The organism is Lutibacter sp. HS1-25, assembly GCF_004121075.1.
In the GTDB taxonomy this organism is placed as follows: domain Bacteria; phylum Bacteroidota; class Bacteroidia; order Flavobacteriales; family Flavobacteriaceae; genus Lutibacter.
The window spans coordinates 25,944-49,973 of record NZ_RHLN01000005.1 but is presented as its reverse complement, the minus strand read 5'-3'; the positions used below and the strand labels follow the sequence as shown (position 1 = coordinate 49,973).

Below are 24,030 nucleotides of genomic sequence, written 5' to 3'. Positions count from 1 at the left end.
GGTTTATAAAACTTTATTGTGTTTAACGCTTAAATAATCTTAAATCTTCTTTTTAAAAACTTTATACAATTAAAACTTAACCAAACATTCAAATGTTTACACCAACTAAATTACAGGTATATTACAATATAAGCAATGATGCGCGTCACTCTAATTAATGATTGTTATCATTCTATTAAACAGTTATTTTACTTCTAACAACTTTTCTTTATTTAAAATTTTAACACCTTTCTTGGTTATCTCAATAAAACTTTCTTTTTTAAAATCGTTTAAAGTTCTGGTTAAGGTTTCTTTGGCAACACCTATAGAATTGGATAAATTATTACGATCTATAAAAATTTCATATCCTGATTTAGAAGGGTAATTTTCTAATAAATAAAGTAACATTCTAGCCGTTTTTTCTCTTACTGATCCATAAGCAAGTAACAAACATTGCTCTTTAGAGTGGGATAAATTATTTGCTAAAAGATGAATAAATGATAAGAGAATTTGATGATTGTTATTAAAAATTTCTGAAATTTCTTCTTTACTAATTTTATACAACCGGGTTGTTGATATGGCTTTTGCATTGTCAAAATGCATTGTGTTATTTAAAAAAGAAACATACCCAAAATATTCTTTATCGCCATAGTAACCTGTATTGTATTCTTTTCCTAACTCGTTGTATTTGTATGTTTTAACAATGCCTGATTTAACTAAAAATAGAACATCGCTTTTACTCCCATTACAATAAATAGTTTCTCCTTTTTGATATGTAAATGCTTTCTTTTTTTGTAAAAATTGCTCAAGATTATCAATGCTTTTTGGACTTGTTGCCGTTAATTTATTGGCTGACTTTTGCTCAAATACTTCTGCCCTTTTCAATCTAATTTCAATAGCTCTTAACAATTCCGACTCTTCAAAAGGTTTTGTTATATAATCATCAGCACCTAACTCCATACCTTTTCGCAAGTCAGTGTGATGTGTTTTAGCTGTTAAAAAAATAAATGGAATATGCTCTAAATCAGGTAATTTAGATGTGATTTGCAACACTCCATACCCATCTAAAATAGGCATTAAAATATCACAAATAATAATGTCGGGTAAAAATGCTTTAGCCAGCTCAATACCTTTCTTGCCATTTTCAGCAGTTTTAACATCGTAATTTGCCAATTCTAAAATTTCAGAAGTATTTTCTCTTACTATTTTATCATCTTCAATTAGTAATATCTTTTTTTTCATTGCAAATTATTTTAGGTAATTCTATTTTGAAGGTAGTTCCTTTATTTTCAGTACTTTCGAATGAAATAACACCATTTAAATTGGCTATATATCCTTGTATAATATTTAATCCAATGCCTGTTCCTGGGTAATACATAGCGTTTTTTGCTCTAAAAAAACGATTCAGAATTAAGTTTTGTTCACTTTTAGGAATTCCAATTCCATAATCTTCAACTGTAATAATAATCGCAGATTTTTTACTGCTGATTTTAACATTAATAACACCGTTTTTATTAGAATACTTGATCGAATTGGATAGTAAATTATTTAAAATAATAGTTATAATTTTAATATCATGATAAACTTCTTCATCATTTAAAATTTTTACATTTAAAACTTGATGATCTTTTAAAAAAGGAATTGTATTTTTTGAAATTTGATTTGATAAATAACTCAACTTAAACCAATTATATGCTGGCTGAATAATTCCTTTTTCAATATTTTCAAGGGTTAAGAAATCATCAAGCATACCATTTAGACGTTGAATCATGAGTTTAATCTTACTTAAATGCTCTTTTCTTTTTTCAAGATTGCCATTATCAGCATATTTACTCATTAATTCAGTTGAAGACAAAATAGCGCTTAAAGGTGTTTTAAATTCATGAGATGCTAAAGCTAAAAATGTTGATTTTAAATTATTTAGCTCCTTTTCTTTGTCAAGTGATTTTTGAAGTTGATCAATTAGTTTTTGCAATTCTATATTTCTAATTTCTAATTCACTTTCTAAATGTGCGTTTAAATGAGATATTTGCTTTTCTTTTTCTTTTCTTAAAGAAATATCACTTAACAAAATTTTGAAATATAATTCTCCTTCATATTCCATCTTACCAAAGGTTAATTCAACAAAAATGGGATCTCCATTTTTTTTACATCCAGTAAGTTCAATAGCGGATTTGTATTTTTTTAATTGTGGATTTTTTATAAAATCACTTATAACATTCGTATTTTTAAATAAATCGTCAATTTTTATATTTAAAATAATATCTGGCTTAAATCCAAAAATTTTTGCTGAAGGATTGTTTGCTAATACAATGTTTTTGTTACGGTCAAAAACCAAGATACCAAGTTGCATGGAATCAAAGCAAACCTTATAAAACGAAGTTTTTGTGTTTAAAATCATATAAAATAAATATGCAATTGATAAATTTAGAACTTACGCAATCGCTTTCATATGATATTAATCAGTAATGTATTTAAAAACTAAGTAGTTTCATTATTTCATCATACAATCTATCTACTGGTAAATACAATTTTTCTAAATTTTTAGCAAAAGGAATGGGTGTTTCTAAGCTTCCAACCCTAGCAACCGGAGCATCTAAATAGGTAAAACAATTTTCATGAATCAAAGCAGAAATTTCAGAAGCCAAACTTCCAAATAGTGTGTCTTCTTGTAAAACTAAGACTTTTCCTGTTTTTTTAACCGATCTATAGATGGTTTCCAAATCTAAAGGTTGTAATGTTCTTAAATCAATTAAATCGGCTGAGATATAATGTTTTTCAATAACATTTAAAGCCCAGTGAACCCCTGCTCCATATGAAATAATTGTAATATCAAACCCTTCTGTAATTAGTGAAGCTTTGCCAAAAGGAATGGTGTAATAATCATTTGGAACATCTTGATATACGGATCTATACAATGCTTTGTGTTCAAAAAATAACACTGGGTTTTCATCTTCAATAGCAGTTGCCAATAAACCTTTTGCATCAAAAGGAAATGCAGGGTAAACTACTTTTAAGCCTGGCGTTTTGGTAAACCAAGCCTCATTGGTTTGACTGTGAAATGGTCCCGCTCCTACGCCTGCTCCACAAGGCATTCGCAATACAACAGATGCTTGTTGTCCCCATCTATAATAAGATTTTGCCAATAAATTAACTACAGGATTAAAACCGGAGCTTATAAAATCTGAAAACTGCAATTCAACTACAGATTTAAAATTGTTGATGGAAAGTCCGTAAGCAGCTTCAATAATTCCCGATTCACAAATCGGTGTATTTCTAATTCTATCTTTCCCAAATTTGTCTAAAAATCCTTCTGTAATTTTAAAAACACCACCATACGATGCAATATCTTGCCCCATTATTATTAGGTTTTTATATTTGTCGAGAGATTGTTCAAGTGACTGAGAGATAGCGTCTACAAACCTAATATTTGATTTGTTTGTTGAAGGTTTAGTTTCAATAAAATTTACATGTTTATAAACATCCGCTAATTCAATATTTTTTGTTGAAGAAATTTCGTTTTCATTAAAAGCAATGGTTAAATTATCATTAATTTCAATGTTAATTTCTTCTTTTATTAACAGATCCATTTCTTCAGAAAGTATATTTTCCTTTTTCAAAAATGCTTGAAAATTATCAATAGGATCTTTAGAAGCCCATTGTTCTAATAAATTAGCAGGTACATATTTTGTACCACTAGCCTCTTCATGACCACGCATTCTAAATGTTTTAAATTCAATTAAAACTGGTCTGGGATTTTCTCTAACACTATTTGCAATTTCAGTTATTTTTGAATGTACTTCTAAAATATTATTACCATCAATAATGTAATTTTCCATACCATATCCAATCCCTTTATCAGCTATATTTTTACATTTATATTGCTGATTTTCAGGTGTAGAAAGTCCGTATCCATTATTTTCAACACAAAACAAAACAGGCAAATTCCAAACCGAGGCAATATTTAAGGCTTCGTGAAAATCACCTTCACTTGTGGCTCCTTCACCAGTAAACACAGCCGTTACATTTTGTTCATTTTTTAATAAATGACCCAATGCAATACCATTTGCTACACCCAATTGAGGTCCTAAATGAGAAATCATTCCAATTATCTTGTATTGCTGTGTGCCAAAATGAAAAGACCGATCTCTTCCCTTTGTAAAACCACCCATTTTACCTTGCCATTGAGAAAAAAGACGATGTAAAGGGATTTCTCTTGAAGTAAAAACGCCCAAATTACGATGCATTGGTAAAATATATTCATCAAAATTCAACGCTTTTGTAACTCCTACTGCAATTGCTTCTTGCCCATATCCAGAAAACCATTTAGAAATTTTACCCTGACGCAGAAGAACCAACATTTTTTCTTCAATAAGCCTTGGTTTTATAAGTGATTTATACAAATTTACAAGTTGTATATCTGTATAATTTGTACGGTTATATACAAGTGGTTCAATATTGAAATTTTGTGATTCCATCTTTTATTTGAAAAAATTTTACGTAAAGAGCCAAAAAAACACCTTATTTAATTATTAGATAAGGTGTTTTGTATATATCGAAACTTTTAGAAAGATTTATATTTCTCTAAAAATTGAATGCATTAAGCGAGTTTTATCATTGATACTTTCTTCTAAAGAAATCATTGTTTCTGTTCTAGAAACACCATCTATATCGTCTATTTCAAAAATAATTTCTTTTGCGTGCGTTGTATCACGAGCTCTAATTTTACAAAAAATGTTAAATTTTCCTGCAGTAATAAAAGCTACAGTGATATTTGGAATCTTTTTTAGATCGTTTATAACTTGCTTTGTTTTTGAAGTTTTATCCAAATAAATCCCTACATGTGAAATAAATGAGTAACCCATTTTTTCATAATCTAAAGTAAGGGTTGAACCTTTAATAATACCTTCATCTTCCATTTTTTTTACGCGAACATGAATGGTTCCCGCAGAAACAACAAGTTGTTTAGCTATATCAGTAAAAGGAGTTCTTGCGTTCTCGATTAAAATATCTAATATTTGATGATCAACTTCATCAAGTACAAATTTTTTCATGTATGTGTTTTTAGTAAAATACCGTACAAATTTATAAAAAAAAACTGAAAACCAAACAAATAATTTACGAATTTGATAATTTTAAATCAAAAAATTTTAGATTATCTTTTTTTATGCGATTATAAGTGTAAAAATTTGATAAATCTCCTTTTTGCTCAATATCTTCATAACTAATAAGTTTTCCATTTTCAACTTTAAATTTCACCTGAATACCTATATCTTCAAGTTTATTTTCAGCCTCAGTACCCGTAGATACATCTTCATAAATAATATCTAAAAATTTATTATCGTTATTAGGTATATCAAAATACGGAAGATAATTGCTAAAGGTTGAGTTATTGGCTATAAAAAGTAAACCTTGTAGTAATGCGTAAAAGTTATATTTTCTAGTAATATCTCTATCATAGTCATCTTTAAAATGTCCCGCTTCAATTAAAATGGTATTGTGACCTAACTTTTGAAAATTATCGCCTGTTGCTGTTGGGTAAAATTCATCAGTATAACGCCCTATTTGGTTAGGTATTAGTTGCTGCAATAACTCATTCATTGCAACAATAACACTCATTGTTTCTTTTCTACCATTGGTTAATGTTCTATCAATATCTTCTGAAGGAGCTAAAAACGAAATTGTAGCAGGATTTGGAGTTCCTTCAACATTAAAAATACTTCGTTGGTCATGTAAATTAAAGCAAAATTGCGGATTAAAGCTATCTAAAGTATCTCTTAATAAATTACTTTCAACAGCTGCTCTATTAACCGCATCTCTATTTAAATCGATGTTGTTGGCATTTTCACGCGTAAATTTTATGGCTCCGTCAGGGTTTAATAATACAATAAACTCAAGCGTACAATTAGACAGAATTTGAGTAGTTATTTCTTTATTATCAATATTATTTGATGCTATAAATTTAAATAGGTCAAATACAGCTTTTGTACCCGTACTTTCATTTCCGTGCATTTGAGACCATATCAACACTTTTTTATGACCAGATCCTATACTTATTTTGTAAATAGGAATACCAGATTCTGAATAACCAAGAATATTTTTTTCAAACTTAGCGGTAAGTTTTTCAATTATCGGTTGAATATCGTCAAATAATATTCGTCTTCCTTTTAAACTTTTTTCAAAATTTGAAGCGTACCAGCTCTCTAAATTATTTGTATCTAATGCTTTCATTTCACAAATGTAAGTCAATAAAATTCATACCAAAAAAGTGTATTAAAAATTAACAAAACTATTGTAATTGTTAAGTGTTTACTTTTGTAATTTACAATTGTAAACAATGGAAATGCGTCCAAATGTTACAAATGTAAACAACATTTGTAAACACCTAGCTCCTGGTTACTACTTATGCAAAAATACAAATAGCAATAATCTATCTTAATTCACTAATAAACTGTTATTAAATTATTTATATAGTATTATGTAAATAATTTGTTTAATATTTATGAATGTAAATAACAAAAATACAAAGCAGTGTTGCATATTGTAAAATTATAAGTTACATTTGTAAAACATAAATTTGTTTACAATGGTAAATGTTGAAGAATTCTCTAAACGACTCACAATCTTAATGGATTATTACGAAATTTCAGCAGCACAATTAGCTGAAAAAGTTGATGTGCAACGTTCAAGTATTTCTCATTTACTATCTGGAAGAAACAAGCCTAGCTTAGACTTTGTGCTTAAAATTTTAAAGGCTTTTCCTGATGTTGAATTGTATTGGTTGTTAAATGGCGTTGGAAGTTTTCCTAAAAATTTAAGTAACATTACAAATATTTCAACCCCTACTATAAAAGAAATTGTAAAAGAAAATACTTCAACTACAGATCAAGTTAAATCTGTAACTAAAGCAACTGAAGCTACCGTTAAAACCGATTTAGGAAATTCTTCAGAGAATTTATCTGAAATAGATAGGATTGTTATTTTTTTTAAAGATGGCACATTTAAAAATTACATTCCTTAATAAACGTGAAATTTCCTCTAAAGCAATGCATCGTTTAAAATTCGATTACCATCAAATATTTTTTTTAGTAAGAAGTGAAATGTTTTAATATTAACAAGTAAATTAACTTATTTGTGATGCTAGAAATATTTTCAAATTAAAAAATAATTTATTTGATTAAAAAAAAAGAGGTTTAAGACCAAAATCTTAAACCTCTTTTTTATTGTGCTTTAAACACTATTCTATCAACGCTGCAATTCCTGTTTTTAATATAATAATCAACTCATCTTTATTAGCATTACTTGTTTGCTGTTGTGTATAAACCATTTTATTTAACATATTAACAGCCATTTTATCGAAATTGTATTTTTTATACTGCTTTCCTAAGGTTACAAAATCATCTGTTAAGTTAGAAATAGCTTCTTTATTATCAGACCCTGCAATCCAATCAAATGCTTGTGCGTATAATTGCTGTGTACGAGCGTCTTGAGATAAAAACATTCCTTTTAAAAGATTTTTTGCAATAAATGGCAAATTCGATTTGTCATTTTCTGTAATATAAATTGTTGTTACTGCTTCAGATATTTCATTTTTAACATCGTCATCAATTTCATTTAAAGCTTTTAAAGCCGCAGGCTTGTCTATTTGATACATTGCTACCAATGAGTTACCAGTAATAGCATTGGATTCGCTATTCAATCCTCTGGTAAAAATTGGCTTATAAATAGGATCTATTAATTTACCTAAAACACTTATTGCAGCAGCTTTAACCAAGGTATTTGAATCATTTTGAGACAAGTATTCAATTTTTTCAATAATGTCTTTTTTTGTATACTTTTGAAATAAATCTACATTTTCTAAAGCAAAAACTCTGATTTCAAAATAAGGATCTTTAAATGCTTTCACCACTGCATTTTGAGCTTCTTTATTTGTTTGCTGATGTTTTACAATTTCTTCTAAAGCTAATTTTCTATCTAAGTAATGTGTTGCATTGTTAAATTGAAAAATATAATTGTCTAACGATTTAGTATCGTTAATTTCGGCCAATAAAATATGTTTTGCATCAACATTTATCAAGCTAGGCTGAGTTTCATATGAAAATTTGAATGAGTTTTGAGTTTTATCTACCCAAACATCATGTCTTTTTTTGGTTTTTCCTTCGTAAATATCGATTGAAATAGGGAAACTAAACACTTTACCTTGTTGATTTAAATTTACAGTAACTGTTTTATTTATAGTGTTATAGTCGTACGAAACATTTAATTTAATATGCCCATTTCCAAAATACCACTGATTAAAAAACCAGTTTAAATCTTTTCCGCTTACTTTTTCAAAAGCCAAACGTACATCATGAGCTTCTGCAGTTCCATATTTATGTGTTGTTAAATAAGTATTTAATCCTTCAAAAAAAGCTTCATCACCCAAATAATCTCTTAACATATTTAAAATGGCGCTTCCTTTGTGGTAACTTACAGGATCAAACATATGCTCTTTGTCTTCATAATAAAAACGAACCAAATCCTTATCTTCACTTGAACTTTGTAAATACACCTGTATATCGTCGTACATATGCGCATTTGCCCTATCTTGACCATATTTATATTGAAACCATAAGTAAACACTGTAAGTTGCAAAAGATTCGTTAACAGTTAAATTAGACCAACTTTCGGTAGTTACCAGATCCCCAAACCAATGATGAAATAATTCATGTGCAATTGTTTCCTCCCAGTCATTACTATCAATAAGCTGTCCTTTTTTTTGCTGCGCACCTTCACCATGAACAACCGCTGTTGTGTTTTCCATAGCGCCACTAATATAATCTCTAACCACTATCTGACTGTATTTGTCCCAAGGATACGGAATGCCAGTTAAATTAGAGAAAAAGGTCATCATTTCAGGAGTATTTCCAAAAATATCCATAGCAACATCCTTATAATCAGGTTCTACAAAATATTCTACTGCTAAATTTTTCCAAGTATCTTTAACAACACTAAACTCACCTACCCCCATAAACACTAGATATGGCGCGTGTTTTTTGTCCATTTTCCAATAATCAGTTCTACTTCCATCAGCATTTTTTGTTTGACTAATTAGCAATCCGTTAGATAAAGTCACAAACTTATCTGGAACAGTCATGTATATTTCCTGAGTTGTTTTTTGATTTGGACTATCAATGGTTGGAAACCAACAACTATTAGATTCTGTTTCGCCCTGTGTCCATATTTGTGTTGGCTTGTCTGGATCTGTTTCCAGCGGATCAATAAAATACAATCCTTTTGCGTCTTGTATTGCAGCACTACCCTTTTGTTTTATTTCTTCAGGCTTTGCAGTGTATTTTATATAAACCGTATACGCTTCTGTTTTTTTATAAGTTTTACCCAATTCAACAGTTAATTTATTGTCTTTATAAGTATAACCTACATTTTTAGAATTCATTTTAACTTCATGAATATCAAAAGATTTTGCATCTAAAACCACGGTATTTGTGTCGTAAAAATAGGGTGTTAATGTAATCCAGGCTTCACCATTTAATTGACTTTTATTAAAATCAAAAGCTACTTTTAATTTTGTATGTACCAGGCTGTTTATTTTTTCATTTTCACCTCGGTATGCTGTGTTTTGCGATTGTGTTATTATTGAAAATAACAACAAATATATTAGCAATAAATTCTTCATGTATTCAATTTAAATTTTAAAGATTCAAAAATAGCATATTAATTGCTTTTACTAGTTAATGCTTAGTTAAAAAAAAGCTTGTTTAAAAGGTTTAATTTTTAAACAAGCTTATTAAATATGGAAGTTTTTTTTATTGAAGTAAACTCATTAAACCTTCTAACTGTTTCATTTCATTAGAATCATCATTCATTTTAATTTCCTGAATAAGTTCCATAATTTTATGAGGATTCATATTATCTCCAACCAACCTTGCAATTGCAAAACCTTTTTCATTTTCAGAGCCAAAAACAATTATCTCATCAATAGCATCTTCTTCACCCAAATAATTGACACTTACACTGGCTTTTCCAAGGTTCATCCTCATCAATTCTTTATAAGTTGAATTTTTTAAAATTTGCTTCACTTTCTCTTTTTCTGAAGTGTAAAAATCCGCATTTGAATCTGTTAATTGCAAAGCTAAAAAGTTTACATTTTTAATGGTTTCAAAAGTGTTTTTAATTTCTTCTGATGCATTTTCATTTTTTAACTGAAGAATACTTGCAGGAAGATCTACACTAATAAATTGCTCATTCTCTTTACTGTCTATAAAATATTTTTGTAATGATGCTGAATTGTCGCAGCTTACTAAAACAATAAATGACAATACAAATCCGGCTATTTTTAAAATTGATTTCATAATTGATGTTTTATTTTTTTGGAAGTCCGCTATTTGGAATATGAGATTCTGTAAGTTTTGAAATTTTATTCAAATCTATGTCGCCTGTTAACGATAAAATCACTGTTTCAGCTTGCACTGGGCTTCCTGCGTTTTTTGTGTATTTTCCAACACCATTTACAAACATTAACAATTCACTTACGTGGTCTGCATCTTTACCTTGGCGTACATAAATTTTAGCATTGGTACTTGCATCTTTTACACGCATTAACTCTGTTAATTTGGCAACTTGCAAATATTGCGTAAATACTGTTGCCATTTGTGAGGCAATTTTAGCATCTTCAGTAGTAAAAACTTTAAATGAATTTAAGTTTTGCACCATTTCTAAATATTCTTGCCCTTCTTCTCCACCACCTTTAAATTTGGCAAGCATTTTAAAAGCTTCTTTGTTTACTATTACAGATGAAACCCCATCCATATCTTCAAATTTGTCAAAAATGGAACTTTGAGCGTAACCGCTAAATGTTACTACTACGACTGCTATTATTAGAATTATTTTTTTCATTTTTTTAATTTTTAGGTTGTTTAAAAACTTTGTTTTTTGTGTATTCAAAATACTGCAATTGCGCAATTGCATCATTTCCTTTGTTTAAATTTTTAGAAAGCATTGCCAACGCCAAACGAGTTTCGTTGTAAATTTTCTCTGCTTTTTGCTGTTCATTTTTTTGATATCCAGTGTAAACACTTACAACTAGCACAATAGAGGCTGCAATATATAACCATTTCCAACCCTGCTTTTTAGTTTTTAATCGGATTGGTTTTTGAAGCTCTTCTTTTTTACTTATTGAAAAATAACTGAATAATACTTTGTATTCCTCTAAATGCGGCGCCACGTTGTTGCCTAAAAAATAAGTTTTTAACTCATTTTCTTCAGCAATTGTAGTTTCTGCATCTAAATATTTTTGCAACAACTTTTCAATGTTATTTAATTCCATAACTGTGTTGTTTTATTAATTGTTCTCTAATTGTTTTTCGTGCTCTTGATAATGAAACTCTAATGGCGGTTGGTTGTAAATCTAGCATTTCTGCAATTTCATCAAACTCATATTGTTCTATATCTCTAAGCTGTATTATTATTTTTTGTTGTTCAGGTAAATTTTCTATCAATTGATGTACCAAATCTACGCTGTCATTCGTTTCAACAATATGATCTAACGATGCTCCTTTTTCTTTATAATTACTATGAATCAAAGTTAAATTACTTGCTTGTTTGGATTTTAACCTATCAAAACAGTAATTTTTAGTCATTGTCATTGCAAAAGCTTCAACATTGTTATAATCTTTTAACTTTTCTTTATTGTTCCATAATTTATAATATAATTCTTGTGTTGCATCTTCAGCTTCATCATTTGACACCAGTAATCTTTTCGCAAATCGAAACACTTTATCTTTAAATGGCATTACTGTTTTTAAAAACTCAGACTGATTCATTTTTAAACCTTTTGCGGCACTATTTTTGTTGCCGTTTGTATTATGACGAGCAAGTTACTTTTTTGTAACAATAGTTTTTATAAATTTCTATTTAAAATTCATAACTTGCCAAAAATCCTAAAAAAATAAATGTTTTATATGAAAAAATTAAGCTATTTAATTGCAGCTTTTTTAATAATAGGTATAACTGTTGTTAGTTGCAATAAAGATGATAATGATGATAAAAGAGGTGATGACGTAGATTTTTCTGAAGTTGAAGTTCAAAATTTTATATGGAAAGGTTTAAATACCTATTATTTATGGAAAGATAATGTTCCAAATTTAAACAATTCTAAAGATAATAACGATGCTAGCTATCTTAACTTGTTGAGTTCCAAAACAAATCCTGATGATTTTTTTGAAAGCCTTATATATGACAGAAACAATGTAGATAAGTGGTCCTGGATTGTTGACGATTATGTTGCCTTAGAAAATTCTTTTGCAGGTATAAGCACAAGCAATGGTGTTGATTACCGATTAACTTATGAAAGCAGCAATAATGTTGATGTTATTGGGTATGTTAGGTTTATTGAAAACAATTCTGATGCTTCTAATAAAGATGTAAAACGCGGGTATTTTTTTGATGCTATTGACGGACAACAACTTACTGTTTCCAATTATCGCTCATTATTAGCGCAAGAAACTTACACAATGAGTTTTGCTGACATTGTTAACGGCGATTTTGTTTCAAATGGAAAATCTGTCGAGTTAACAAAAAGTGAATACCATGAAAACCCTGTTTATATTACAAAGACTTTTGATATAGATTCAAAAAAAATAGGTTATTTAATGTACAATAGTTTTACCAGTAATTACGACAAAGAATTAAATGCTGCATTTGCGCAGTTAAAATCTGAAGGAGTTACAGATTTAGTACTTGATTTACGTTATAATGGCGGCGGATCTGTTACAACTGCAACTTATTTAGCAGGTATGATAACAGGTCAGTTTAATGGCGAATTATTTACAAAAGAAAAATGGAACAATGAGTTGCAAGATTGGTTTGAAAAAAATCATCCAGATTGGTTGGTTAATAATTTTGTAAATGAAATAAATAACGGAACAACTAAAGAGCCTATAAATAGTCTAAACTTAACAAGATTATATGTAATTACAACAAGTAGTTCAGCATCAGCCAGTGAATTGATTATAAATGGTTTAAGACCTTATATTGATGTGGTAACTATTGGAACAAAAACAGCAGGAAAATACACTGCATCAATTACTTTATACGATACTGAAACTTTTAACAGTCCAGACAAACCAACAGACGCTTTCAGTCTTTGGGCTATGCAACCTATTGTTTTACAAGAAACAAATAAAATTGGAGAAAATGATAAGGACGGTTTTGATCCAAATTATGAAGTTATTGAATATATAGATGAAATGAAGCCACTAGGCGATCAAAACGAACCTTTGTTAGCACAAGCATTGGCTTTAATTACGGGAGTTTCGGCTAAAAAAACCATTTCTAAAGACGGAATAAGACCAATTGAAGTACGAGGATTTAAAGAAGAATCATTGTTTCAAAATCAGATGTATATCGATAAAAAACTCCCTTCAGGTTTAAGAAATTAATTGAAATATTTTAAATTTTATTAAAAGACGGGTATATTCCGTCTTTTTTTGTTTATACGATTTTTTAAATTTATGGTAAAAATATTGTTATTTTCAATAGATATAACGTTTCTTTGCTAAAGTATTGGTTGAAAAACTAATATTTATTTACTAACTTTATTAACTAAAAAATTTAAAAAACAAAAATTATGAAAAAAACAATCCAATTATTATCAATCTTTATTTTGGTATTTAGTTTCTCATCTTGTGAAGAAATAAAAGATGCTACAAATATTGATATTGATACTGTACAAAAGCAAACTATCAATGCTCAAGTTTCTGCAGGAACTAACTTACCTTTCAACCAAACTGCAACTATAAACATTGATAATGATGATACACATGACTATTTAAAATTAATTAAAAAAGTCACTATCAATAGTTTTACATACAAAATCATTAATTTTTCAGGAGATGCAAATGGAAGTATTGATGTTGATTTTAAAGCAGACGGTGTAACACTTGCTAGTCATTCAGTTGTTGTAAAAACTACTGCAGATAACCAAGTTGTTTTTGACATAGCAGACACAACAACTTTAAATTCAATTGCTTCAAAACTTAAAAACGGTTCTACAGTTGTATTGAGTATGGTTGGAACATCTACAAGTGATAGTGCTATGAGTTTTAAAGTAGAAATTACAGTAGATCTTACAGTAACTGCTGGCGTATTGTAGATTTTAAATCTATTTAAATTTTAATCAATATTGGTTATTCTATATATTTGTATGGAATAACCAATATTTTTTTGCACACTTTTCAACAAACAAAAGTTGGTGTAATTTAATTTTTCACTGATTAAAATCTAAGCATAAATACATTTAAATTTTTAAATTGAATTTATTTTAAATAATAAAAATACCGTTAAAAATCTTCAAATTAATGAAAAAAACAGGCCTACTTATTATTGTTATTTTTAGCATAATTGGATGCTCAAAACAGTCTGAATTAAGTAAAATATTCAATTGTAGTTCAACTTCAATAAAAAACACAAAAGCCGTTTCCGATTTTAATAAAAACTTTAAGTTATCTATTCCAAATAATTGGAAAACTGACTTGTACTTTGATCAATATCAATCTGAATTATTTACAGCAGATACTACAAAACAGTTATTATCAACCTATATTTTAGATGCTTCTTTTAATTTTGGAATTTTAAATTTTGATGAAGCTTATTATATTAAAATTGATTCTGTTTTAGAAGTATCCAAACTTCAAAAGATAAATTCTGGCAATTTAGATTTTAATAACAAACCTGCTTATTGGTATGTTGCTAAAGGCAAAAAAAACAACTACAATTATCATCAATTTAATATTACGCTAAAACTATCAGAAAACACTTATTTTAATAGTTATTCTGAAATTTATGGAGATAAAAATATAGATGAACGTATTTGTGAATCAATTGCAATTTTAGAAAGTTTAGAGTTTGTAAAATAAATTACACTACTTAATTGTACATCCTTGTTTGAATACTTACTTTTGTTAAAATTTTAGAAATTATGCAAAATATCATAGACCGTTTCGTTAAATATATCAAAATAGACACACAATCTGATCCAGAAAATCCAGCTTTTCCTAGTACAAAAAAACAATGGGACTTAGCACATTTACTTGTTGAAGAATTGAAAGAAATTGGAATGAGTGATGTAACCTTAGACGATAATTGCTATATCATGGCTACTTTACCTTCAAATGTAGATTTTGATGTTCCAACAATTGGGTTTATTGCACACATAGATACTAGTCCAGATTATACAGGAACCAATGTAAATCCACAATTTCATCCAAATTATAACGGAAAAGACATTGTTTTAAACGCAGATCAAAATATTGTTTTGTCTCCTAGTTATTTTGACGATTTGTTATTATACAAAGGTCAAACATTAATTACTACCGACGGTACTACCCTATTGGGCGCCGATGACAAAGCTGGTGTTACTGAAATAGTTTCGGCAATGGAGTATTTAATTAAGCATCCTGAAATTAAACACGGTAAAATTAGAATAGGTTTTACGCCAGACGAAGAAGTTGGTAAAGGTGCTCACATGTTTGATGTTGAAAAATTTGGAGCAGAATGGGCCTATACAATGGATGGTAGCCAAGTTGGCGAATTGGAATATGAAAATTTTAATGCAGCTGGCGCAAAAGTAACCATCAACGGAAAAATTGTGCATCCAGGTTATGCAAAAGGAAAAATGATCAACTCTATGTTAATTGCCAGTGATTTTATTGCTGCATTACCTAAAAATGAGGTTCCTGAAAAAACGGAAGGATATGAAGGGTTTTACCATTTACACGGAATGTCTGGTGAAGTTGAAAAAACCACATTAGAATATATTATTCGTGATCACGATTTAAAATTATTTGAAGAGCGCAAAGCTACTTTTCAAAAAACTGCAGACGCTATAAATAAAAAATTAGGTTCAACCTTGATTGAAGTTGAAATTAAAGACCAATATTTTAACATGCGTGAAAAAATTGAACCTGTAATGCATATTGTTGATATTGCTGAAGAAGCTATGAAACAACTAAATATCAAACCTATAATTAAAGCTATTAGAGGTGGTACAGATGGTTCTCAATTATCTTACAAAGGTTTACCTTGTCCTAATATTTTTGCTGGTGGTCACAATTTTCATGGACGTTATGAGTATGTAGCTGCAGAATCTTTACAATTAGCAACAGATGTAATTGTAAAAATAGCGCAAATTACTACAGAACGAGCTAAATAATTTTGTGTAGTTTTAGCAAATGAATTTCGAAACCATAAAAAAATCAATTTCTTCCTTTGAACAAATACCTGCATTGGTATATCTGGTTAAATGGCTATTAATTTGTATTTTAATAGGTTCGCTTGTTGGTAGTATTTCTGCATTTTTCTTATTAAGTTTAAATTGGGCTACTAATTTTAGAGAAAGTCATTTATGGATTATTGCCTTATTACCTGTTGGCGGTTTTATAATAGGTTTGTCTTATTATTTATATGGAGACAGCGTAGTTAAGGGCAATAATTTATTGCTTGAAGAATTTCATTCACCAAAAAAAATAATTCCGTTTAGAATGGTTCCTTTGGTACTATTTGGAACAATTTTAACACATTTATTTGGTGGTTCTGCAGGTCGAGAAGGTACTGCAGTACAAATGGGTGGCGCTATTGCCGATAGATTTACAAAATTATTAAAACTCTCAAACAGAGATCGTCAAATTGTATTGATTGTTGGAATTAGCGCTGGTTTTGCAGCAGTTTTTGGAACTCCTTTAGCAGGTGGAATATTTGCGCTTGAAGTTTTGATTTTAGGCCGAATTAGATTAGACGCCATTGTACCAAGTTTTATAGGAGCCGTTTTTGCCAATTATTTTTGTGAAATCTGGGGTGTTTCGCATACTCACTATAGCATTTCTACTGTTGCAGAAATGAACCCTATCAATTTATTATGGGCATTGTTAGCAGGAATTATTTTTGGACTTACAGCCAATTTCTTTTCAAAATCAACTCATTTTTGGGCTAATTTGTTCAATTCTAAAATTAAATATCCACCATTGCGACCTGTTATTGGTGGTGTTATTTTGGCTATTGCTATTTATGCCTTAGGAACTACCAAATACATAGGTTTAGGAATTCCAACAATTGTTGAGTCGTTTAATAACAATTTAAATTCTTACGATTTTTTATTAAAAATAGTATTTACTTCTTTCACCTTAGGCGCTGGTTTTAAAGGTGGTGAAGTAACTCCCCTATTTTATATTGGCGCTGCATTGGGCAACGTTTTAATATGGTTTATTCCATTACCTATGGGTTTACTAGCCGGAATGGGATTTGTAGCTGTTTTTGCAGGTGCTACCAACACACCTATTGCTTGTACAGTTATGGGTATTGAACTGTTTGGAATAGAATCTGGTGTTTTTATAGCCATAGCCTGTAGTGCTGCCTATTTATTTTCTGGACATTCAGGTGTTTATAGTTCTCAAATTATTGGCAGTCCTAAACTTCCTTTTTTCACAAAAGAGAAAGGACTTTCATTATCTCAAATTAAAAATAGCAGAGCTAAAAATAAAGGTTTATAGCCTACTTTTTAATACATAATATCTTAACAAAATACAATCTTATCTTATCCATATTTAACATTCTGTAAGATGTTGTTATTTTCCAAAATTATATTTCAAAAACCAACATTGATTTTATACATTTGGGACTTCTAAAAAATAAAGAATGAACAATCAATCACTTCTAAGGCTTGCAGAAAAATACGGAAGCCCTTTATATGTATACGATGCGCAAAAAATTGAAGCGCAATACAATCGTATGAAAAATGCATTTTCAACAGTAAAACAACTAAAAATCAACTATGCTGTAAAGGCAAATTCAAATATTTCGATTTTAAAGTTGTTAAATAACTTAAATGCAGGTGTAGATTGTGTTTCTATTCAAGAAGTAAAATTGGCTATTGAATCCGGTTTTAACGTTAAAGACATTTTCTTCACGCCTAGTGGTATTTCTTTTGAAGAAATGGAAGATGCCAATGCTTTGGGAGTTCAAATTACACTAGACAGTCTTTCTGTTTTAAAAAAATTCGGAAATAAATATCCAAATACTCCAGCTTGTTTGCGTATCAATCCTCACGTAATGGCTGGTGGAAATCATAAAATTTCTGTAGGTCATATCGATTCTAAATTTGGTATTTCTATCCATCAAATTGAGAGTGTAAAAAACATTGTGAATGAAACTGGTTTAAAAATCAACGGTATTCACATGCATACGGGTTCTGATATTTATAACATTGAAGCATTTTTAAATGCAACAGAAATTTTATTAAACACTGTTAAAGAGTTTGATTCTATTGAGTTTGTTGACTTTGGAAGTGGTTTTAAAGTACCTTATAAAGAAGGTGATATTGAAACCAATATCGAAGAAATGGGAGAAACTTTAAGCAAACGTTTTAATGATTTTTGTGTTGAATATGGTAGAGATTTAACTCTTATTTTTGAACCAGGAAAGTTTTTAGTAAGTGCATCTGGAAGTTTAATTGTTAAAGTAAATGTTGTAAAACCAACTCCAAATATTCTTTTTATAGGTGTTGATAGTGGTTTAAACCATTTAATTCGTCCTATGATGTACGATGCTTACCATCATATTACAAATATTTCAAATCCAGATGGAGATGAAAAAATATACGATATTGTAGGTTATATTTGTGAAAATGACACTTTTGGATCTAACAGAAGTATCAGTAAAATTTCAGAAAATGATTTGCTTTGTATCCACAATGCAGGAGCATATAGTTTCTCTATGGCTTCAAATTACAACTCTAGATATAGACCTGCTGAAGTTTTGGTTTATAAAGGTGAAGATTATTTAATTAGAAAACGTGAGACTTTTGATGATTTATTAAAAAATCAAATAATCATAGATTTATAGTAGTGTTAAAAAAGACTCCGACCTCATATTCGGAGTCTTTTTGATTTCATAAAAGTTCTTTAAAATATTGATTAGAATGTAGTTTTTGTAGAAAAACATGTAACTTTTAATAAATTTCATTAAAATTATACAGTTTTTAAAAAAAATAGCTATTTTTGAATTGTGAAAAAAACAAGCGTATATAAGTTATTACAAAATGCAATATTATTGCATAACTTAACTATTGTTACTACTACAACTACCACAACAACCCTTTAGGGGTTATATTCTATCATATTATCCGTATATCTATATTCGTTTTCATAAATTTGAAACCAAAGAATATTGCACAATATTTAAAAATTAAATTGATAAAATAGGTTTTAAATAACCGATTTTTTGAAAATAAACAACATAAAATGAAAGTATTAAAATTTGGAGGTTCATCCGTTGCGTCATCAGAAAGTATTGATAACGTAATAAGTATTGTAAAAGACAGCGCATTAAAAAACAATGTAGCTGTTGTGGTTTCTGCTTTAGGAGGTGTTACAGATTTGTTATTAGATGCAGGAAATTTAGCTTGTAAAGGTGATGAAAGCTATAAAAACTGTTTCAAAGCTATTGAAGAAAGACACTTGCAAATTGTTAGAGAGTTAATTCCTATCAACAATCAAAGTGGTGTATTGGGGCAGGTTAAAAAAATGTTGAATAAGTTAGAAACAACGCTAGAAGGTGTTTTTTTAATCAACGAATTGTCATCAAAAACTTCAGATAAAATTGTAAGTTATGGTGAATTGCTATCGTCTTACATTATTTCTGAGGCATTTAAAAACAACAACTTAGATGCTCAATTAAAAAATACACAAGAACTAATTGTTACCAATGATCATTTTTCTAATGCTGCTGTAAAATTTGATAAAACAAACATTGCAATAGAATCTTTTTTCAAACAAAATGAGCATAAAATCATTATTTTACCTGGTTTTGTTGCGAAAACTGAAAGTGGTGAAGTCTCTACTTTAGGTCGTGGTGGTTCAGATTACACTGCTGCAATTATTGCCGCTGCAGTAAATGCAACAGTTTTAGAAATTTGGACAGACGTAAGCGGTATGTTTACAGCAAATCCAAAAGTTGTAAAAGAAGCATTTCCAATCAAAAATATTTCGTACCAAGAGGCTATGGAACTTTCTCACTTTGGAGCAAAAGTACTTTATCCTCCTACTATTCAACCGGTATTAAAAAAAGAAATTCCAATTTGTATTAAAAATACATTTGATGCCAATGCTGAAGGTACTTTAATTACAAAGGTTTCTTCAAATAAAAATCCTATAAAAGGTATTAGTCATATTGAAAATATGACATTAATTACTTTAGAAGGTAGCGGAATGGTTGGTATTCCTGGTTTTTCCAGACGATTATTTGGGGCACTTTCTGAACAAAAAATAAATATTTCATTAATAACACAAGCATCTTCAGAACATTCAATTTGTATTGCAATTAGCACTACAGATGTTGAAAAAGCTAAAGAAGCCATAGAAAATGAGTTTAATTATGAAATGGAACAGCACAAAATTGATCCATTAAAAATTGAAAAAGACAACGCAATTATTGCCTTGGTTGGCGATAATATGAAAAGTCACCAAGGTATTAGCGGTAAAATGTTTAGCACTTTAGGACGTAATAACGTAAACATAAGAGCAATTGCGCAAGGTGCATCAGAAAAAAATATTTCAGCAGTTATTTTACATAAAGACATTAAAAAAGCATTAAACGCATTACACGCTACTTTTTTTGAAAATCAAACCAAACAATTGAATTTATTTGTTGTTGGTGTTGGTAATGTTGGTGGTAAATTAATTGAGCAAATTAAAAAACAACAACAATATTTATTAGAGAATTTAAAACTTCAGGTACGTGTTATAGCTTTAACAAATTCTAGAAAAATGGCTTTTAATGAAGATGGCATTGATTTAGATAATTGGAAAGCTGCATTAGATAAAGGTGAAACTTTGGATATGGATTTATTTCATAATAAGGTTACCGAATTAAACTTTAGAAACAGTGTTTTTGTAGACAATACTGCAAATGAAAGTGTTGCTAGTTTATATGCGACTTATTTAAAAGAAAGTGTTGCTGTTGTAACGTGTAATAAAATTGCTTGTTCATCAGAATATACAAACTATCAACATTTAAAACAATTGGCTAGAGAATATGATGCTCCTTTCTTATTTGAAACAAATGTAGGTGCAGGTTTACCAATAATTGACACACTTAAAAACTTAGTTGCATCTGGAGATAAAGTAACTAAAATACAGGCAGTTCTGTCGGGTAGCTTAAACTTTATATTTAATAATTTTGATGAAAAAAATTCTTTTTCTGAAGTTGTAAAACAAGCTGGTATTGAAGGTTATACTGAACCAGATCCACGAATTGATTTAAGTGGAATTGATGTAATGAGAAAGATTTTAATTTTAGCACGTGAAAGCGGAACAAAATTAGAATTGAGCGATATTAAAAATAATTCGTTTTTACCTCAAGCTTCATTAGATGCTGTTTCTGTTCCTGATTTTTTAGAAACTTTAGTATCTGAAGCAGATCATTTCAATAAAATTCAACAAAAAGCTGCAGCAAATAATTGCAGATTAAAAGTAGTTGCTGAATTTGACAATGGAACTGCAAATGTTAGTTTAAAAGAAATTCCGTCAGATCATCCATTTTACAATTTAGATGGAAGCGATAATATTGTACTGTTTTTTACTGAAAGGTATAGCAAACAACCTTTAATTATAAAAGGTGCCGGAGCAGGTGCAGATGTAACTGCCTCTGGTTTATTTGCAGATATTATTAGAATTGGAAACAATTAAATTATGAATGAACTAAAAATATTTTGCCCTGCAACTATAGCGAATGTTTCGTGTGGTTTTGATGTTTTGGGTTTGGCTTTAGATACAGTTGGTGATGAAATGACCATTCGTAAAGTCTCAAAAAAAGGTGTTGTAATTACCAAAATTATTGGTCAAAAATTACCTTTAGAAACTTTAAATAACGTAGCTGGAGTAGCAGCTTTGGCACTACTAGCTGAAACTGAAACCGATTTTGGTTTTGAAATTGAAATAGACAAACGTATAAAACCTGGAAGTGGTATTGGTAGTAGCGCTGCAAGTTCTGCAGGCGCTGTTTGGGCTATTAATGAATTACTTGGAAAACCTTTTGGTAACACAGATTTGGTTCGTTTTGCTATGGAAGGTGAACGTTTAGCTACAGGTGTTGCTCACGCAGATAACGTAGCTCCTGCCCTTTTTGGCGGTTTTACTTTGGTTAGAAGTTCTCAACCTTTAGATATTATAAGCATAAATACACCAAGTGAATTGTATGCAACTGTAATTCACCCTCAAATTGAAGTTAAAACTTCTGATGCTCGTGAAATTTTAAAAACCAATATTCCTTTAAAAGATGCAATTAAACAATGGGGAAATGTTGGAGGATTGATAAGTGGCTTATATACTGAAGATTACGATTTAATTGGAAGATCGTTAGAAGATTATATTATTGAACCAATTCGCTCAATATTAATTCCTGCTTACGACGCTGTTAAACAAAATTCTTTAAAAGCTGGCGCATTGGGTTGTGGTATTTCTGGTTCGGGACCTTCAATTTTTGCATTGAGCAAAGGCGAAGAAACAGCTATTAAAGTAGCAGAATCTATGAAATCTGTCTATGAAAAAGTTGGAATTGATTACGATATTCATATTTCAAAAATAAATAAACAAGGAATTAAAGTTCTTAGTTAAAATAATTAATATATTGATTTAGTGGAGTCTAAATCTGTTGAGTAAAAAAACTAGACTCTAAACAACGATTAAAAAATAAGTTATGAACTATTATAGTTTAAATAAAAAAGCACCTAATGTATCTTTTAAAGATGCCGTAATTAAAGGATTAGCTCCTGATAAAGGCTTGTATTTTCCTGAAAGTATTACACCTTTATCAAAAGATTTTTTCAACCATATTGAATATTTTTCAAATGAAGAAATTGCTTATGAAGTAATTAAACAGTTTGTGGGTGATGAAATTCCTGAAAAAGAATTAAAAGAAATAATTAATGAAACATTGTGTTTTGATTTTCCTGTTGTTGAAATTGAAAAAAATATTTCTAGTTTAGAATTATTCCACGGCCCAACAATGGCTTTTAAAGATGTTGGGGCTAGATTTATGGCTCGTTGTTTTGGCTATTTTAATAAAGAAGCCAAAGATGCTACAAAAGTTACTGTTTTAGTTGCTACTTCAGGAGATACTGGAGGTGCAGTTGCTAGTGGTTTTTTAGGTGTTGATGGTGTTGATGTGGTTATTTTATATCCAAGCGGAAAAGTTAGTGATGTACAAGAAAAACAGTTAACAACTTTAGGTCAAAATATCAAAGCTTTAGAGGTTAATGGCACATTTGACAACTGTCAGGCTATGGTTAAAACAGCCTTTTTAGATCCTGAATTAATCAATTCTAAAAATTTAACTTCAGCAAACTCAATTAACGTTGCTCGTTGGTTACCACAAATGTTTTATTTCTTTTTTGCGTACAAGCAACTTAAAAATAAAAAGAAAAAATTAGTTTTTTCTATACCAAGCGGAAACTTTGGTAATATTTGTGCAGGTATGATGGCTCAACAACTAGGATTGCCTATTGAACATTTTGTAGCTTCAACAAATATCAACGACATTGTTCCAAATTACTTAGAAACAGGCATATACACTCCAAAACCATCTAAACAAACTATTTCAAATGCGATGGATGTTGGTGATCCAAGTAATTTTATTCGTATTCAAGAAATTTATGGAAACAATGATGAATTGTTGAAAAAACACCTTTCTTCTTATGCTTTTACTGATGATGAAACACGTGATGCAATGAAAGAAATTAAGAAAATTTCAGGTTATATTGCAGATCCACATGGTGCAGTTGGTTATTTAGGATTGAAAAAATATTTACACGCTAACAGTGCGCAAGGTATATTTTTAGAAACAGCGCATCCTGTAAAATTTTTAGATGTTGTTGAACCTGTTTTAAATGAAACAATTGAATTTCCTCCACAAATTTTAGAAGTTATTGAAAAGGATAAAATAGCGATAGAAATTTCTACTTACAATGAATTAAAAGATTTTTTATTGAAATAATTGACTATA

General features: G+C 29.5%; 20 protein-coding genes. 10 read left to right on the top strand and 10 right to left on the bottom strand.

The features are described 5' to 3' along the window. Positions 1-183: 183 nt before the first annotated feature. From EC396_RS03475 to EC396_RS03455, 5 genes are all read right to left on the bottom strand, one after another. On the bottom strand, positions 184-1,221 hold the full coding sequence (locus EC396_RS03475; RefSeq protein WP_129365315.1) for a response regulator: 1,038 nt from the start codon (positions 1,219-1,221) through the stop codon (positions 184-186). After that, entirely contained in the window at positions 1,196-2,380 is a 1,185-nt protein-coding gene (locus tag EC396_RS03470; RefSeq protein ID WP_129365314.1) for a PAS domain-containing sensor histidine kinase, read from the bottom strand. Before EC396_RS03470 ends, EC396_RS03475 begins: the two co-directional genes overlap by 26 nt. A gap of 73 nt (positions 2,381-2,453) precedes the next feature. Continuing rightward, positions 2,454-4,457, bottom strand: coding sequence for a thiamine pyrophosphate-dependent enzyme (locus tag EC396_RS03465; RefSeq protein WP_129365313.1), 2,004 nt, complete (start codon positions 4,455-4,457; stop codon positions 2,454-2,456). Between the two features lie 96 nt (positions 4,458-4,553). Continuing rightward, positions 4,554-5,033: an Lrp/AsnC family transcriptional regulator gene (locus tag EC396_RS03460; protein WP_129365312.1), complete on the bottom strand. Its 480-nt coding sequence runs from the start codon at positions 5,031-5,033 to the stop codon at positions 4,554-4,556. Positions 5,034-5,097: 64 nt separating this feature from the next. After that, on the bottom strand, positions 5,098-6,210 hold the full coding sequence (locus EC396_RS03455; protein ID WP_129365311.1) for a M14 family zinc carboxypeptidase: 1,113 nt from the start codon (positions 6,208-6,210) through the stop codon (positions 5,098-5,100). Between the two features lie 397 nt (positions 6,211-6,607). Between EC396_RS03455 and EC396_RS03450 the strand changes: the two genes are divergently transcribed. After that, positions 6,608-7,000 (top strand): helix-turn-helix transcriptional regulator, encoded by a 393-nt coding sequence (locus EC396_RS03450; protein WP_240665624.1) that lies wholly within the window; start codon positions 6,608-6,610, stop codon positions 6,998-7,000. Between the two features lie 216 nt (positions 7,001-7,216). Here EC396_RS03450 and EC396_RS03445 read toward each other — a convergent pair whose 3' ends face one another. From EC396_RS03445 to EC396_RS03425, 5 genes are all read right to left on the bottom strand, one after another. Further along, entirely contained in the window at positions 7,217-9,655 is a 2,439-nt protein-coding gene (locus EC396_RS03445; RefSeq protein ID WP_129365309.1) for a M1 family aminopeptidase, read from the bottom strand. Between the two features lie 130 nt (positions 9,656-9,785). Continuing rightward, a complete protein-coding gene (locus tag EC396_RS03440; RefSeq protein ID WP_129365308.1) occupies positions 9,786-10,331 on the bottom strand; it encodes a DUF4252 domain-containing protein in 546 nt (181 codons plus the stop codon). 10 nt (positions 10,332-10,341) lie between these two features. Then, on the bottom strand, positions 10,342-10,875 hold the full coding sequence (locus EC396_RS03435; protein WP_129365307.1) for a DUF4252 domain-containing protein: 534 nt from the start codon (positions 10,873-10,875) through the stop codon (positions 10,342-10,344). A gap of 4 nt (positions 10,876-10,879) precedes the next feature. Beyond that, complete coding sequence (locus EC396_RS03430) at positions 10,880-11,305, bottom strand: hypothetical protein (RefSeq protein WP_129365306.1); 426 nt, start codon at positions 11,303-11,305, stop codon at positions 10,880-10,882. After that, complete coding sequence (locus EC396_RS03425; RefSeq protein ID WP_129365305.1) at positions 11,292-11,801, bottom strand: RNA polymerase sigma factor; 510 nt, start codon at positions 11,799-11,801, stop codon at positions 11,292-11,294. The genes EC396_RS03430 and EC396_RS03425 overlap by 14 nt, the downstream gene beginning before the upstream one ends. A 138-nt stretch (positions 11,802-11,939) precedes the next feature. Between EC396_RS03425 and EC396_RS03420 the strand changes: the two genes are divergently transcribed. From EC396_RS03420 to thrC, 9 genes are all read left to right on the top strand, one after another. Then, the gene (locus tag EC396_RS03420; protein ID WP_164975197.1) at positions 11,940-13,418 is read left to right on the top strand and encodes a S41 family peptidase; all 1,479 of its coding nucleotides are present in this window, start codon (positions 11,940-11,942) and stop codon (positions 13,416-13,418) included. A gap of 188 nt (positions 13,419-13,606) precedes the next feature. Beyond that, positions 13,607-14,131 carry a hypothetical protein gene (locus tag EC396_RS03415; RefSeq protein WP_129365303.1) on the top strand — a complete coding sequence of 175 codons (525 nt, stop codon included), beginning with the start codon at positions 13,607-13,609 and terminating at the stop codon, positions 14,129-14,131. 205 nt (positions 14,132-14,336) lie between these two features. Then, complete coding sequence (locus EC396_RS03410) at positions 14,337-14,894, top strand: hypothetical protein (RefSeq protein ID WP_129365302.1); 558 nt, start codon at positions 14,337-14,339, stop codon at positions 14,892-14,894. Positions 14,895-14,956: 62 nt separating this feature from the next. After that, positions 14,957-16,189 carry a peptidase T gene (gene pepT / locus EC396_RS03405; RefSeq protein WP_129365301.1) on the top strand — a complete coding sequence of 411 codons (1,233 nt, stop codon included), beginning with the start codon at positions 14,957-14,959 and terminating at the stop codon, positions 16,187-16,189. Positions 16,190-16,208: 19 nt separating this feature from the next. After that, entirely contained in the window at positions 16,209-17,522 is a 1,314-nt protein-coding gene (locus EC396_RS03400) for a voltage-gated chloride channel family protein (protein ID WP_129365300.1), read from the top strand. 145 nt (positions 17,523-17,667) lie between these two features. Next, complete coding sequence (gene lysA, locus EC396_RS03395) at positions 17,668-18,873, top strand: diaminopimelate decarboxylase (protein ID WP_129365299.1); 1,206 nt, start codon at positions 17,668-17,670, stop codon at positions 18,871-18,873. A gap of 398 nt (positions 18,874-19,271) precedes the next feature. Beyond that, positions 19,272-21,716 carry a bifunctional aspartate kinase/homoserine dehydrogenase I gene (gene thrA / locus EC396_RS03390; RefSeq protein WP_129365298.1) on the top strand — a complete coding sequence of 815 codons (2,445 nt, stop codon included), beginning with the start codon at positions 19,272-19,274 and terminating at the stop codon, positions 21,714-21,716. Between the two features lie 3 nt (positions 21,717-21,719). Next, positions 21,720-22,643 (top strand): homoserine kinase, encoded by a 924-nt coding sequence (locus tag EC396_RS03385; RefSeq protein ID WP_129365297.1) that lies wholly within the window; start codon positions 21,720-21,722, stop codon positions 22,641-22,643. A gap of 82 nt (positions 22,644-22,725) precedes the next feature. Next, positions 22,726-24,021, top strand: a complete 1,296-nt coding sequence (gene thrC, locus EC396_RS03380; protein ID WP_129365296.1) for a threonine synthase — start codon at positions 22,726-22,728, stop codon at positions 24,019-24,021. The last annotated feature ends 9 nt before the right edge of the window (positions 24,022-24,030 follow it).